The organism is Histophilus somni (assembly GCF_014202395.1).
Taxonomy (GTDB): domain Bacteria; phylum Pseudomonadota; class Gammaproteobacteria; order Enterobacterales; family Pasteurellaceae; genus Histophilus; species Histophilus somni.
Genome location: NZ_JACHGQ010000005.1, coordinates 169,867 through 183,687, shown reverse-complemented (window position 1 = coordinate 183,687; position 13,821 = coordinate 169,867). Strand labels below are relative to the sequence as shown.

Annotated in this window: 14 protein-coding genes; 7 read left to right on the top strand and 7 right to left on the bottom strand. The window is 38.2% G+C overall.

What is annotated here, in order from left to right:
- Nucleotides 1-181 precede the first annotated feature (181 nt).
- From HNR69_RS04895 to HNR69_RS04870, 6 genes are all read right to left on the bottom strand, one after another.
- Complete coding sequence (locus HNR69_RS04895; RefSeq protein WP_011608363.1) at nucleotides 182-931, bottom strand: amino acid ABC transporter ATP-binding protein; 750 nt, start codon at nucleotides 929-931, stop codon at nucleotides 182-184.
- A 13-nt stretch (nucleotides 932-944) separates the two neighbouring features.
- Entirely contained in the window at nucleotides 945-1,628 is a 684-nt protein-coding gene (locus tag HNR69_RS04890; protein ID WP_221265078.1) for an amino acid ABC transporter permease, read from the bottom strand.
- A 22-nt stretch (nucleotides 1,629-1,650) separates the two neighbouring features.
- Nucleotides 1,651-2,433, bottom strand: a complete 783-nt coding sequence (locus HNR69_RS04885) for an amino acid ABC transporter substrate-binding protein (protein ID WP_075293699.1) — start codon at nucleotides 2,431-2,433, stop codon at nucleotides 1,651-1,653.
- A gap of 995 nt (nucleotides 2,434-3,428) precedes the next feature.
- Nucleotides 3,429-4,817: a DASS family sodium-coupled anion symporter gene (locus HNR69_RS04880; RefSeq protein WP_011608372.1), complete on the bottom strand. Its 1,389-nt coding sequence runs from the start codon at nucleotides 4,815-4,817 to the stop codon at nucleotides 3,429-3,431.
- A 182-nt stretch (nucleotides 4,818-4,999) separates the two neighbouring features.
- Nucleotides 5,000-5,500, bottom strand: a complete 501-nt coding sequence (rraA, locus tag HNR69_RS04875; RefSeq protein ID WP_011608373.1) for a ribonuclease E activity regulator RraA — start codon at nucleotides 5,498-5,500, stop codon at nucleotides 5,000-5,002.
- A 46-nt stretch (nucleotides 5,501-5,546) separates the two neighbouring features.
- On the bottom strand, nucleotides 5,547-6,452 hold the full coding sequence (locus HNR69_RS04870; RefSeq protein ID WP_075293697.1) for a 1,4-dihydroxy-2-naphthoate polyprenyltransferase: 906 nt from the start codon (nucleotides 6,450-6,452) through the stop codon (nucleotides 5,547-5,549).
- 106 nt (nucleotides 6,453-6,558) lie between these two features.
- Between HNR69_RS04870 and tsaA the strand changes: the two genes are divergently transcribed.
- From tsaA to HNR69_RS04835, 7 genes are all read left to right on the top strand, one after another.
- Nucleotides 6,559-7,281: a tRNA (N6-threonylcarbamoyladenosine(37)-N6)-methyltransferase TrmO gene (gene tsaA, locus HNR69_RS04865; protein WP_075293696.1), complete on the top strand. Its 723-nt coding sequence runs from the start codon at nucleotides 6,559-6,561 to the stop codon at nucleotides 7,279-7,281.
- 159 nt (nucleotides 7,282-7,440) lie between these two features.
- A complete protein-coding gene (gene rbsD / locus HNR69_RS04860) occupies nucleotides 7,441-7,860 on the top strand; it encodes a D-ribose pyranase (protein WP_075293695.1) in 420 nt (139 codons plus the stop codon).
- A gap of 20 nt (nucleotides 7,861-7,880) precedes the next feature.
- Complete coding sequence (gene rbsA / locus HNR69_RS04855; RefSeq protein WP_075293694.1) at nucleotides 7,881-9,374, top strand: ribose ABC transporter ATP-binding protein RbsA; 1,494 nt, start codon at nucleotides 7,881-7,883, stop codon at nucleotides 9,372-9,374.
- Nucleotides 9,375-9,383: 9 nt separating this feature from the next.
- Nucleotides 9,384-10,343, top strand: coding sequence for a ribose ABC transporter permease (gene rbsC, locus HNR69_RS04850; protein WP_012341719.1), 960 nt, complete (start codon nucleotides 9,384-9,386; stop codon nucleotides 10,341-10,343).
- 28 nt (nucleotides 10,344-10,371) lie between these two features.
- Nucleotides 10,372-11,250: a ribose ABC transporter substrate-binding protein RbsB gene (rbsB, locus tag HNR69_RS04845; protein ID WP_075293693.1), complete on the top strand. Its 879-nt coding sequence runs from the start codon at nucleotides 10,372-10,374 to the stop codon at nucleotides 11,248-11,250.
- Between the two features lie 83 nt (nucleotides 11,251-11,333).
- Complete coding sequence (rbsK, locus tag HNR69_RS04840) at nucleotides 11,334-12,287, top strand: ribokinase (RefSeq protein ID WP_075293692.1); 954 nt, start codon at nucleotides 11,334-11,336, stop codon at nucleotides 12,285-12,287.
- 20 nt (nucleotides 12,288-12,307) lie between these two features.
- Entirely contained in the window at nucleotides 12,308-13,318 is a 1,011-nt protein-coding gene (locus tag HNR69_RS04835) for a substrate-binding domain-containing protein (RefSeq protein WP_075293691.1), read from the top strand.
- A 28-nt stretch (nucleotides 13,319-13,346) separates the two neighbouring features.
- Here HNR69_RS04835 and bamE read toward each other — a convergent pair whose 3' ends face one another.
- Nucleotides 13,347-13,760: an outer membrane protein assembly factor BamE gene (bamE, locus tag HNR69_RS04830; protein WP_012341754.1), complete on the bottom strand. Its 414-nt coding sequence runs from the start codon at nucleotides 13,758-13,760 to the stop codon at nucleotides 13,347-13,349.
- Between the last annotated feature and the right edge of the window lie 61 nt (nucleotides 13,761-13,821).

The window sequence follows — 13,821 nt, the reverse complement described above, 5'->3', positions numbered from 1 at the left end:
GGCTGTAGGCTGTAGGCTGTAGGCTGTAGGCTGTAGGCTGTAGGCTGTAGGCTGTAGGCTGTAGGCTGTAGGCTGTAGGCTGTAGGCTGTAGGCTCATTTTATTCCTGTGATATGTAATGTACAAATAATATATCGAGCCGACTATTGTAACCTAAATATTATGAAAAACAAAAGGATTTTTTAGTTAAATCTGATTTGATGTAAGAAGGCTTTAGTGCGTTCATGTTGTGGGTTTTCAAATAACGTTTTTGGCGATCCTTGTTCCACAATAATGCCTTTATCCATAACGACCACTACATCTGCCACATCTAAAGCAAATTTGATTTCATGCGTGACTACGACCATTGTCCAACCTTCGTTAGCAAGCTCTTTCATCGTGTTTAACACATCTTGAACTAATTCAGGATCCAGTGCTGAGGTAGGTTCATCAAACAGCATTAATTCAGGTCGAATAGCTAAAGCCCGTGCAATACCAACTCGCTGTTGTTGTCCGCCGGAAAGTTGGTGTGGATAGAGATTAGCTTTGTCTATTAGCCCTACTTTACATAATAACGTTTCCGCTTCTTGGCGTACTTCATCAGGCTTGCGTTGTTGTACTTGAACGGGTCCTTCCATGATATTTTCTAATGCGGTTTTATGTGGAAATAAATTATATTGTTGGAATACCATGCCTGATTTTTTGCGTAGCGGTAAAATGTTTTTGCGAATGTGTTTATCCGTAAAATCAATATACAGCGGATTTTCTTTGTGAAATTCGATTGTGCCTTGTTCCGGTAATTCAAGGGCATTTAAACAACGTAAAAAAGTCGTTTTACCTGAACCTGATGGTCCTAAGATGACAACAACTTGACCTTTTTCTATATCTAAATCAATTCCACGTAATACAGGATTATTGTCGAATGTTTTATGAATATTACGAATTTTAATCATCATTTATCCTTTGTTAGCGAGTAACATAACGAGCAAGTTTTTTTTCTATGCGAGCTTGCCATAAGAACAAGACAAAACAGAAACACCAATAAATCAGGGCTGCCTCAATATAAACGGGTAGGAAATCGTAAGACATATTTGCTACTTGTTGTGCCACTCGGAACATTTCCGTTACTGTTACTACCGAAGCTAATGAAGTGTCTTTGAATAAACTGATAAATGTATTACTCAGAGGCGGAACGGCAACACGAAATGCTTGCGGTACAATAATTCGGCGGAAAGTTTGCATATAAGTCATGCCGATTGTGTAACCGGCTTCCCATTGTCCTTTAGGGACGGATTGTATCGCCGCTCGTACCGTTTCAGAAGCATAAGCACCGACATTTAATGAGAAACCGATAATTGCGGCAGGAATAGGATCAATAAAAATCCCCAGTGCAGGTAATCCATAAAAAACGATGGATATTTGCACCAGCATTGGTGTCCCACGAATAATTGAAATATAAATTTTTGTTATAAATAAAAAGAGGCGATGGATAATGCTATGGCTCGGACTCACTCGAATTAACGCAACAGCAATCGCAATAACCATTCCCAATATAAATGATACGATAGCAAGCGGTATTGAAACTAATACCGCCGCTTTGACCATGGGAAAAAATCCATTTATGACTAATTCTGCTCTTGCCTCAGTCATAAAAGGCAATGAGGCAAGGAAATTATTTAACACTGATATCTCTACCAAAGAATTGTTCACCTAATTGTTTTAATGTGCCATCGTTGCGTAATTCTTCGATAGCTGCACTGATTTTTGCTAGTGCTTCATCATTATTTTTATTGACAATAAGACCCGCCCCCACTTTATCTTCAGATTCCCATACCGGTTTTAAACCTGAATTTGGGTATTTTTTCAAATAATCCAATAAGGCTAGTGCATCGTTAAACGTCATATCTGCTCGTTTTTGTTGTATGAGTAATAAGCCTTGTGCCATGCCGTCAATAGGAACAATCTTAGCTTGGTATTTTTGTGCCAATTCACCATAGTTTGAGCTAAGTGTTTGTGCTGCTTTTAAGCCTTTTACATCTTCAACTTGTTTAATGCGAGTTTCATTATCTCGTGCTACTAACATTGCTCCGGACCAACTATAAGGTTCAGATTTGTCAAAAGTGGCTTGACGTTCAGGTGTTGTTAATGCGACTTGGTTTGCTACCAAATCAAAACGTCCTGCTTTTAAACCGGCAAGCATCGCATCCCATTGTGTTTCTTTAAATTCAACGGTTACACCTAATTTTTTAGCTACTGCACGAGTAACTTCAACATCATATCCCGTCAATTTTCCGGTTGAGTCATGGTAAGTGAAAGGTGCGTAAGTTCCTTCTGTACCGACAGTAATCGTTCCTTTGTTGTTAATGCGATCTAATAAACTCGCTTGAGCTGAGGCTTGTGTGTTGGCGGCTATTGTCAAAACAGCAGTGAATAAAAATGTTATTTTTTTCAACATAAAAGCTCCTTTCAGTAAAAATTGGGTTGCGGTAAAAAAGAGTGCTTGGCATTGTAAAAGAAATGTTAAATATTACAAATAACTTTCGGGAATATGTTATGCAGAATGGGTGTTTTTATCGAGAGAATTAGAGAGCTTACGAGCCGAAAACGCCTTGATACAGCAACAATACAGCGAAATAAGGGAATGAGCCTATGACACCAACCGAAAAGGCATTAAAGCGGATTGAAGTATTACTAAGCAATGAGCACCGCAATAAATTAACCTTGTGGGAAATAAACTTTCTCAACAGTTGTGCCAAACTTGCTGGAAACACCTATAAATTTGATACTTTCACGATGAAACAAAAACAAATGATCTACAACTTATACAAAAAAACAAAGTCGTAACGCTTGCGGTCGTTGAAACTTGCTTTCAACGTTCGCAAGGGTTGAGCAACCGTAGCGACAGCGTAGGGCGGTAGGCTTGAAAATTTGAATGATAAGGCATACAATACAAGAAAGGGACGAACCGAAGTCCGCCCCTTGGTTGGGTTGCTATCTTGCGATAGGGGTATCAGCAGTTAGCAACAGAACAATTACCAGGATTAAAAACAATCTAAATAATTTCACGCATAATCACCTCCTTAGATCGGTAAGATTTGGGAGGATATAGCTAACCCGAGTACCAGTCGGGTTAACTACAACACCCGACCAACCGTAGAATAGTATAACATAAACCGCCTACAATGGCGGTTTTGTTTTATGGAGCGATGAAAAATGATCAGAATTTAACGCCTAAAGCTCAAGCTGAAAAATCCGCAGGAAGCAGGATCGAGTAAAGGAAAATCAAGCGATATTTCGTTATGGCACTTGAAATAATCCTATATTATGCACAAAGGGCGTAAGCTGCCATAAAAGCTAGAAGAAAAACACCGAGACTATGAAGTTCAATAAAAATGAGCTTTGATAAGTGAATTAGGACTTAAAAAAGCTCATTTTGTTATATCGAAAAGGTCAATGTAGCCAGAATAAATAGGCAAATGTACCGATAAACAGTACGCAAATAATATTTAAGACAACACCTGCACGAACCATTTCTTTTTGTTTAATTTCGCCTGTACCAAAGACAATTGCATTCGGCGGAGTTGCAACCGGTAACATGAAGGCACAAGAGGCACCTAAACCAATGATCAATGCTAAACCTAATTCAGGCATGCCAAGTGACCGTGCAATAGAAATGAAGATAGGAACTAATAACGCCGCACTTGCACTGTTTGAGGTAAATTCAGTTAAGAAAATGATAAAGGCGGCAACTAATAAACCGATAAGATAGAAGTTCCCACCTTCGATCATGAAGACTATGCCGTCAGCCAAAACTTTGCTCGCACCTGAGTCTTGTAATACCGCACTTAATGTTAAACCACCACCGAAAAGCATTAATACGCCCCAATCCGTATTATCTTGTAACTGTTTCCAAGAAATTACGCCGCTGACGCAAACGGCAATAGCGGCAAGTAATGCGATGACACTGTCAAAACTGGCAATATTTTTTTCCAACCCTAATAAAGATGACAGCATTGGGTTGAGTTTGGCACTAAATATCCAGCAAAATGCAATAGTTACGAAAATAAGTAATGTAATGATCCGTTGATTATTCATCTCAACTTTCTCAAAGTTTTGTTTGAAACTCGCCTTGAGATTCGGTTTAAAGATAATGTAAAGAGTACCGATCATGATTGGCATAAGAATAAGCATGATAGGTAAACCGAAATAGAGCCAATCGGAGAAAGATAATTTCAATTGAGAAGCAACAATTGCGTTGGGCGGACTACCAATGACAGTTCCCATACCGCCGATACTCGCACTGTAGGCAATACCTAATAAGACGAATACATAAGTGTTATGTTCTTTCGTTCTATCTAATTGGCTAAGAATACCCATAGCTAACGGCAACATCATCGAAGCTGTTGCAGTATTACTCATCCACATAGAAAGAAATGCGGTAATTGAGAAAAGATAAATGACGCCAATAAAGAGATTTCCTTTTGCCAGCATCATTATTTTATTGGCGATCATTCTATCCAATTTTTGAATATGCAGTGCGGTAGCGAGGGCAAATCCTCCAAAGAAAAGGAAAATAGTTGGTGCTGAATAAGAAGCTAAAGCGGTTTTTGTTGTGACTAAGCCTAATGCAATTGCTATAAACGGCACCAATAAGGCTGTTACTGTTACATGCAGTGCTTCAGTTAGCCATAACACAGCAATAAAGACTAATAAAGCCAGTCCTTTATTTGCTTTTTCATCAAAGGGTAAAACATAAAGTAGAACAAAAAAAACGATAACATCAAGAATGAATATTAACGCATTTTGGTTAAAAATTGATTTAGAAACTGTTTTGCTCATAAGGTTATCCTGCTTAGATAAAATATTGAACTATCCCTATTTTGGGGTGGGAATTTGAGTGAAAGTTACCAAATGGTAAAAAAAATGCAACGACCTTTTGTTTTTTTTGTGAGGTATGTCTAAAAAATAAAAAGTGCGGTCTTTTGAACCGCACTTTTGTAGGAATTAGTGCTGAATGGTGATTATAAGCTATCAAACTCTTCTAAATCTAAAGGCTCTTGAGAAAGAATAATGCCGGTAAGATCTGCATAAACATAGTCATCAGGAAAGAAGGTTACGCCACCAAAATTTACCGGAACGTCCGTTTCTCCTATGCTTTGTTCATCTGAACCGACAGGGATAGGTGCAAGTGCTTGAATGCCGATATTTATGTTTTCTAATTGTTGTAATTGACGAATTGCTCCGTATACGATAATCCCTTCCCAGCCGTTATCTGCCGCTAATTGTGCTAAGTTTGCATCAATTAATGCACGGCGAACCGCACCGCCACCATCAATTAATAGCACTCGACCCTCGCCATTTTCTTCGAGAATTTCACTGATTAATCCATTGTTTTCAAAGCATTTGATTGTGGTGATTTTCCCAAAGAACGTGCTTTTGCCGCCAAAACTGGAAAAAATAGGCTCAACAACATCAATTTGATCGAGGTAAATATCACAAAGTTCAGCAGTATCAATATACATAGGGTTTTCCTTCTATATTTCGGACAGTTGTTAAGTATAACCAATATTAGTTTACAAGCAAGCTCAAACTGAATAATAGATTCGTGAACAAGGCAAGTAAGGACATTTGTGCAAGCATTGGGCGTAAATGTAACGGATTTTTATTGCGATACACAAAATGTGCATGCTTGATCAGCAGTGGAAAAGAAAGAATAAAGATAAAATTTGACCAATGTGTAAATGTGTATAAGGCAAAAATAATATAACTTAATGCACTGAGCAATAGAATAATGCAATGATAAATACGTGCATTTTCAGCACCTAAACGTACTGCAAGGGTATTTTTACTCGCTTTTCTATCTTGTTCAATATCACGTAAATTATTGATATTTAATACCGCAGTAGCTAATAAGCCTGTTGCGGTAGCAGGGAGAAAAATAAACCAATTTAGCTGATGGGTTTGCAGATAATAAGTACCGCCAACACCGAGCAGACCGAAAAATATAAGTACCGAAACATCGCCTAAACCTAAATAACCATAAGGTTTTGTACCTACGGTATAAGTAATTGCGGCAAGAATGGCGAGTAAACCCAAAAGTGCAAAGGCAACAAGATCAACAATTGTTTGATAAGCATTCACAATCAGTAAACTGCCGGAAATCAAACTCAAGAATACAACAAGAATAAGTCCCTGTTTTAATTGTTTTGCGTTAATAGCACCTTGTTGAATAGCACGCAACGGTCCGATACGTTCTTGTGTATCGGAACCTTTTTGATGATCTCCATAATCATTGGCAAAGTTGGATAAAATTTGCAATAGCAAGGTCGTTAATAAACAAAGTAAAGTTGTTGTCCAACTGAACTGTTGTGACCAATAAGCCAATGCCGAGCCAGTCATAATTGAGGCGGCAGCCAAAGGTAAAGTTTTGGGTCTAGCTGTTTCAAACCACATTTTGACACTATTATTTGCCATAATATCCACATTATAATTGATACAGAAAATGAAATTTTCACCAAGCGTGTAAATTTGCGTTATTCTACTGTTTTATTAATGAGTTTTTAACTGTTTTAAGGAAAATATGTCTAAATTTTTACTTCATCTTACGCCGATTGCAATCATTCATACGCCGTATAAAGAAAAATTTTCCGTCCCTCGGCAAGCGAATTTAGTTCAAGACGGGACAGGTATTGTGGAGTTGCTTCCGCCGTTTAATTGTCCGGAGGCTGTACGTGGACTGGAGCAGTTTTCTCATTTGTGGTTAATTTTTCAATTTGACAACGTGCCGACAGGTAAATGGCAACCTACAGTACGACCTCCCCGTTTAGGAGGTAATGAGCGTATTGGTGTTTTTGCTTCTAGATCGACACATCGCCCAAATCCTTTGGGTTTATCTAAAGTAGAACTTCGTGAAATTGAATATAAAAACGGAAAGGTTTTGTTACATCTCGGCTCGGTAGATTTGGTTGACGGCACACCAATTTTTGATATTAAACCTTATATTGCCTATGCGGATAATGAACCTAATGCAAGATCGGGATTTGCCCAAGAAAAGCCAAAGCAGGAATTGCGAGTGGAATTTAGTCCTGAGGTGCAGGCAACACTGGAAAAACTGGAAAAAAAACGACCGCACTTGAAGCGTTTTATTCGAGAAGTTATTCAGCAAGATCCCAGACCTGCCTATCAGAAAGGAAAAAATTTGCATAAAATTTATGGTATGGCACTGTATGAATTTAATGTTCGTTGGAGAATTAAACATGATGATGTTACAGTGGCGGAAGTGATTCACATTCAGCATGTTTGATCTTCAAATAAATTTTTTGATCCACTTCACATTTTTACAGTTTTCTTTTTTCTTTTTATGAAATTTTCCATTAAACTACTTTTTGTTTAATCGAAACGTTTCGATGATAATTATCAATGTTTTCTCTGAATAATTTCAGAAAAATGGGAGAAAATTAATATGAAGAAAACAAAATTATTAAATGCGAGCTTATCACATTATATTGCAACGTTAGGCCATACAGACAGTTTGGTTATTTGTGATGCCGGATTGCCTATTTCAAATCAAGTTGAACGTATTGATTTAGCGTTGGAGGCAGGCGTTCCCGCCTTTTTACAAACTGTTGATGTGGTTATAAGTGAGATGTTTGTGGAGCATGCTGTTGTGGCGAAAGAAATTAGAGAAAAAAATCCGCAAATTCATGACGCACTTTTAGATTCGTTAAGAAAATTATCAGAACAACAAGGCAACTGCATTGCCGTTGAATATGTGGAACATGAAGAATTTAAAGTATTAAGTTCTGAGAGTAAAGCTGCTGTACGTACAGGGGAATTCTCGCCGTATGCCAATATTATTTTGTATTCAGGTGTGCCGTTTTAATCAGTTGAAGAGAGGTATTTATGCAAGTGGAAACCTTGCTCAAAATTACCGGTGTAGATAAATCTTTTCCGGGTGTTAAAGCACTTAGTAATGCTTGTTTATCTGTTTATGCGGGACGAGCAATGGCACTTATGGGAGAAAATGGTGCAGGTAAATCAACGTTAATGAAGGTTTTAACCGGAATTTATAGCAAAGATAGCGGTTCTATTGAATATTTAGGAGATGTTGTCAATTTTAAAGGACCTAAGGATTCTGAAACGGCAGGAATTAGTATTATTCACCAAGAACTGAATTTAGTTGCAAATTTAACCGTTGCTGAAAATATTTTTTTGGGGCGTGAATTTACAACCTCTTGGGGAGCAATTGATTGGAAGAAAATGTACAGAGAGGCTGATAAATTATTAGCACATTTGGGTGTGTCATTTCGCAGTGATCAGCTTTGTTCGGAATTGTCTATTGGTGAACAACAAATGGTTGAGATAGCAAAAGCGTTGAGCTTTAAATCAAAAGTGATCATTATGGATGAACCGACAGATGCCTTGACAGATACGGAAACGGAAACGCTTTTTAACGTTATTCGTGAATTAAAAGAACAACATTGTGGCATTGTATATATTTCTCATCGGATCAAAGAAATTTTTGAAATTTGCGATGATGTAACAGTATTACGTGATGGACAGTTTATTGGTGAAAGTGCGGTGCGAGATCTCACGGAAGATCGTTTAATCGAGATGATGGTTGGTCGCTGTTTAGAGGAGCAATATCCGCATGTTGAACAAGATCGTGGTTCTGTTCGTTTGGAAGTAAATCAGCTTTTCGGTAGCGGAATATGTGATGTGAGCTTTAAACTATATAGTGGTGAGATTTTAGGTGTGTCAGGCTTAATGGGTGCTGGTAGAACTGAATTGATGAAAGTGCTATATGGTGCTTTGCCTAAAGAAAAAGGTGAAGTGCGGTTAAATAATAAAGTCATTTCTAATAATTCTCCTCAAGACGGTTTAAGAAACGGTATTGTATATATTTCTGAAGATCGTAAAGGCGACGGACTAATTTTGGGTATGTCTGTAAAAGAAAATATGTCTTTGACCGCCTTGGATCATTTGTCAAAAGCCGGAAAAATTAATCATCAAGCAGAAAAAATGGTGGTAGATGATTTTATTGAGTTGTTCAATATTAAAACCCCAAACCGTGAACAGCAAATAGGCTTGCTTTCTGGCGGCAACCAGCAAAAAGTGGCAATTGCTAAAGGGCTAATGACTCGTCCTGATGTACTTATTTTAGATGAACCGACCAGAGGCGTTGATGTTGGTGCGAAAAAAGAAATCTATCAATTGATTAATAAATTTAAACAAGAGGGATTAAGTATTATTTTGGTTTCATCTGAAATGCCGGAAGTACTTGGGATGAGTGATCGGATTTTAGTTATGCACGAAGGTCGTATTAGTGCTGAATTTAGTCGTGAAGAGGCAACACAAGGAAAATTACTTGCCGCAGCACTCGGGAAACATAATTAAGGGAATTGTATGAAATCATCATTTAAATTGGGAAAAATGTTATTAGAGCAACGTTCAGTTATTGCTTTGTTGATACTTATTGCTATTGTATCAATGATTAATCCTGACTTTTTCAGTATTGATAATATTCTTAATATCTTACGTCAAACGTCGATAAATGCGATTATTGCAGTAGGTATGACTTTTGTAATTTTGATTGCAGGGATTGATTTATCCGTCGGTTCTATTCTTGCGTTGACCGGTGCGGTTGCCGCTTCATTAGTTAGCATGGAGTTATCCATTTTTATGGTTATTCCGTTAACGCTATTATTGGGGACTTTTTTGGGTAGCGTAAGCGGTTTTATCGTTGCAAAAGGCAAAGTACAGGCATTTATTGCCACATTAGTTACCATGACTTTATTACGTGGTGTGACTATGGTTTATACTGAAGGTCGTCCGATTAGTACGGGATTTTCTGAAACGGCAGACAGCTTTGCTTACTTAGGTACAGGTTATTTATTGGGTATTCCTTTGCCGATTTGGTTAATGGTAATTGTATTTGCGGTTGCTTGGTATGTTTTAAAACACTGTAAAATCGGACGCTATATTTATGCTTTAGGCGGTAATGAAAATGCAACGCAGCTATCAGGCATAAATGTTAATAGAATTAAAATATTTGTGTTTGCAGTGAGCGGCTTTTTATCCGCACTTGCCGGATTGATCGTCACTGCACGTTTATCTTCAGCACAACCGACAGCCGGTGTGTCTTATGAATTAGACGCGATTGCAGCCGTCGTTGTCGGCGGAACCAGTTTAATGGGCGGTAAAGGTCGTGTTATGGGTACATTAATCGGTGCATTGATTATCGGTTTTTTAAATAATGCACTGAATTTATTAGATGTTTCATCTTACTATCAAATGATAGCAAAAGCGTTGGTTATCTTAATTGCGGTGCTTGCGGATAACTATTTAGGTAACAAAAAAGCATAAACTCAATATCTTTATAGGAGATTTTAAAATGAAAAAATTAACAACTATTGCATCAGCTGTCATGTTAAGTCTTGCTTTTAGTGGTGTAGCAATGGCAAAAGAGACAATTGCATTAGCGGTGTCAACTTTAGATAACCCATTCTTTGTGTCACTTAAAGACGGTGCACAGAAAAAAGCGGATGAATTAGGTTATAAATTAGTCGTGTTAGATTCGCAAAATGATCCTGCGAAAGAACTGGCTAATGTTGAAGATTTAATGGTTCGTGGTGCAAAAGTATTATTGATCAACCCGACAGACAGCGAAGCGGTTTCAAATGCGGTTGCTATTGCCAATCATCGTAATGTTCCTGTCATTACCCTAGATCGTGGAGCGGCAAAAGGTAAGGTAGTGAGCCATATCGCTTCAGATAACGTAGCCGGCGGTAAAATGGCAGGTGACTTTATTGCACAGAAATTGGGGACAAATGCCAAAGTTATTCAACTTGAAGGTATTGCCGGTACATCTGCAGCACGTGAGCGTGGCGAGGGTTTCAAACAAGCTATTGCAGAACACAAATTTGACGTATTAGCCAGTCAGCCGGCTGATTTCGATCGTACTAAAGGCTTAAACGTTATGGAAAATTTATTAGCAAGTAAATCCGCAGTTCAAGCTGTATTTGCACAAAATGATGAAATGGCATTGGGAGCGTTACGTGCTATTAATGCGGCTAATAAAAAAGTACTGGTAGTCGGTTTTGATGGCACTGATGATGGTGTTAAAGCAGTTAAAAGCGGTAAATTAGGTGCAACTATTGCACAACAACCGGAACTTATCGGTAGTTTAGGCGTTGAAACTGCTGATAAGGTATTGAAAGGTGAAACCGTCGCAGAGAAAATTCCTGTTGACTTAAAAGTCATTGTTAAATAATAAAGTGAGGACATATTTATTGTCCTCATTTCTTGATATAAACAATAAGGGCGATTTTGTTTATTTTCTGATAAGGATAAATGATGAGTAAAACTCTTACTGTTCTTGGTAGTATTAATGCAGATCATGTTATTTCTGTACCGCACTTTGCCAAACCGGGCGAAACACTAAGTGGTAAACAATATCATATTGCTTATGGCGGAAAAGGTGCAAATCAAGCTGTGGCAGCAGCAAGATTAGCGGATTTTAGCCAAGGTGCAAAAGTGAATTTTATTGGTTGTATCGGTGATGACGATATTGGGCAAGCGATGAAAAAAGCATTTGCACAAGATGGTATTAATGTTGCAACGATTACTGAAATACCTAATGAAATGACCGGAATTGCAATGATTCAAGTGGCTGATAGCGGAGAAAACAGTATTGTCATTTCTGCCGGTGCAAATGCATATTTAACGCCTGAGATTGTAGATAAATTTGCGACAGAAATTGAGCGGGCGGATTATTTACTCATGCAATTGGAAACACCGTTGAACGCAATTTTGGAAGCAGCTAAATTAGCTAAGAAATATGGTGCGACAGTCGTATTAAATCCTGCTCCTGCGAGCCAATTACCTGATGAATTGCTCAGTTTATTAGATATGATTACGCCGAATGAAACAGAAACGGAAATTTTAACCGGTGTGAAGGTAACCGACGAGCAAAGTGCGGCGAAAGCAGCGAGTGTTTTGCATCAAAAAGGTGTTGCTACTGTGTTGATTACGTTAGGTTCAAAAGGTGTTTATGTGAGTCGGAAATCTTCGACACAAGAACTGGGGCAAAATAAGGTTATAGCTGGATTCAGAGTAAATGCTGTAGATACAACTGCAGCCGGTGATACGTTTAATGGGGCATTTTTGACCGCACTTTTAGAAAATAAATCTCTTGACGAAGCTATTCGTTTTGCACATGCGGCGGCAGCGATTAGTGTGACGCGTCAAGGGGCACAACCTTCCATTCCAACTCGTCGAGAAACATTAGACTTTTTGGCACAACATTAATTAATGTAAGGGCGTTGAAGATGGCTACAATGAAAGATATTGCTCGAATTGCACAGGTATCAACGTCCACTGTTTCTCATGTGATTAATAATTCACGTTTTGTCAGTGAAGAAATTCGGCAGAAAGTCATGGCGGTAGTGGAGCAACTGAATTATACGCCCTCAGCATTGGCTCGCAGTTTGAAAGTCAAAGAAACTAAAACAATCGGCATGCTGGTAACTACGAGTGATAATCCTTTTTTTGCTGAGGTTGTGGCGAGTGTTGAACGTTATTGTCGCCAACATCATTATCATTTGATCTTATGCAATACCAATGATGACAGTATTTGTTTGCAAGAAAATCTGCAAAATTTGATACGCAAGCAGGTCGATGGATTGCTCTTGATGTGTACGGATAGTGCCTTTGAAACCAGTCCTTTAAATTTAACTGTTCCTACTGTCATCATGGATTGGTGGCCGACAGAGCTAAGTGCGGATAAAATTTTTGAGGATTCCGAGCTGGGCGGATATTTGGCGACACGGACTCTTATTGAGCATCAACATCATGATATTGCGATTATTACGGGAAATCTGAAAAAGCCTCTTGCTCGTAATCGTTTGAAAGGCTATAAGCAAGCGTTGCAAGAATACAACATTCCTATTCGTGATAAATGGATTATTGAAAGTCATTTTAACTTTGAAGGCGGAATTAAGGGAATGGAACAGTTGTTACAATTGAAACAGCGTCCAAGTGCGGTGTTTGCTTGTAGTGATACCATTGCAGTGGGTGCTTATCAAGCTGTTTGGCGTCATGGGTTATCTGTGCCTGAAGATATTTCCATTATTGGTTACGATAATATTCATTTAGCACAATATCTTTCTCCTCCACTCAGCACCGTTCATCAACCTAAAGATGAATTCGCACACTTGGCAGTAGATACATTGTTGCAACGAATAAAAAATCCTACCGAAAGTTACCGCACGTTGACGTTAAAACCTGAGATAGTATTGCGTCAATCTATTTGTTCCTGTTTTTTGCCTAAGTCCGCATAGAAAAAAGACCGCAAGTGCGGTCTATTATTTATCTCCAAAATTTCCACCAGCTTGTGCGTTTTGCTTCCGGACCTTGAATGATTGTATTATTGATATATTCTTTTTCAACATCAGGTAGCGGTTTATCTAAATTAACGTCGGTGACAATACCGCGTCGATCAAAATTCACAATAAAAGTATGTTGCTCAGGTGCATTATAAGATTTTTGTTGTAAAAATACGTAGTACCAAGTTTGATTGCTAAATGGATCTATTAGCATTGGCGTACCAAGTAAGTACTGAACTTGTTGTGCATTCATGCCCACTTTCACTTGTTCTACAGCGGTAGATTCTAAATAGTTTCCTTGTGGAACATCAATACGATAAACGATTTTTTGAACACTGGAACAAGCGGTAACGCTTAATCCTAAAATCATAGCAGGAATAATAAATTTTAATCGCATATTTTGTTTACCTTAACTCGTAATAACGTCGTGGATAATAACTAAAATTCGTAAAATTGCC

Bases quoted from the DNA above. Each gene is read 5' to 3' on its own strand.
- HNR69_RS04895 (WP_011608363.1), bottom strand. From the start codon at position 931: ATGATTAAAATTCGTAATATTCATAAAACATTCGACAATAATCCTGTA.
- HNR69_RS04890 (WP_221265078.1), bottom strand. From the start codon at position 1,628: ATGACTGAGGCAAGAGCAGAATTAGTCATAAATGGATTTTTTCCCATG.
- HNR69_RS04880 (WP_011608372.1), bottom strand. From the start codon at position 4,817: ATGAGCAAAACAGTTTCTAAATCAATTTTTAACCAAAATGCGTTAATA.
- rbsC (WP_012341719.1), top strand. From the start codon at position 9,384: ATGAAATCATCATTTAAATTGGGAAAAATGTTATTAGAGCAACGTTCA.
- rbsA (WP_075293694.1), top strand. From the start codon at position 7,881: ATGCAAGTGGAAACCTTGCTCAAAATTACCGGTGTAGATAAATCTTTT.
- rbsK (WP_075293692.1), top strand. From the start codon at position 11,334: ATGAGTAAAACTCTTACTGTTCTTGGTAGTATTAATGCAGATCATGTT.
- HNR69_RS04885 (WP_075293699.1), bottom strand. From the start codon at position 2,433: ATGTTGAAAAAAATAACATTTTTATTCACTGCTGTTTTGACAATAGCC.
- HNR69_RS04835 (WP_075293691.1), top strand. From the start codon at position 12,308: ATGGCTACAATGAAAGATATTGCTCGAATTGCACAGGTATCAACGTCC.
- rbsB (WP_075293693.1), top strand. From the start codon at position 10,372: ATGAAAAAATTAACAACTATTGCATCAGCTGTCATGTTAAGTCTTGCT.
- tsaA (WP_075293696.1), top strand. From the start codon at position 6,559: ATGTCTAAATTTTTACTTCATCTTACGCCGATTGCAATCATTCATACG.
- rraA (WP_011608373.1), bottom strand. From the start codon at position 5,500: ATGTATATTGATACTGCTGAACTTTGTGATATTTACCTCGATCAAATT.
- rbsD (WP_075293695.1), top strand. From the start codon at position 7,441: ATGAAGAAAACAAAATTATTAAATGCGAGCTTATCACATTATATTGCA.
- HNR69_RS04870 (WP_075293697.1), bottom strand. From the start codon at position 6,452: ATGGCAAATAATAGTGTCAAAATGTGGTTTGAAACAGCTAGACCCAAA.
- bamE (WP_012341754.1), bottom strand. From the start codon at position 13,760: ATGCGATTAAAATTTATTATTCCTGCTATGATTTTAGGATTAAGCGTT.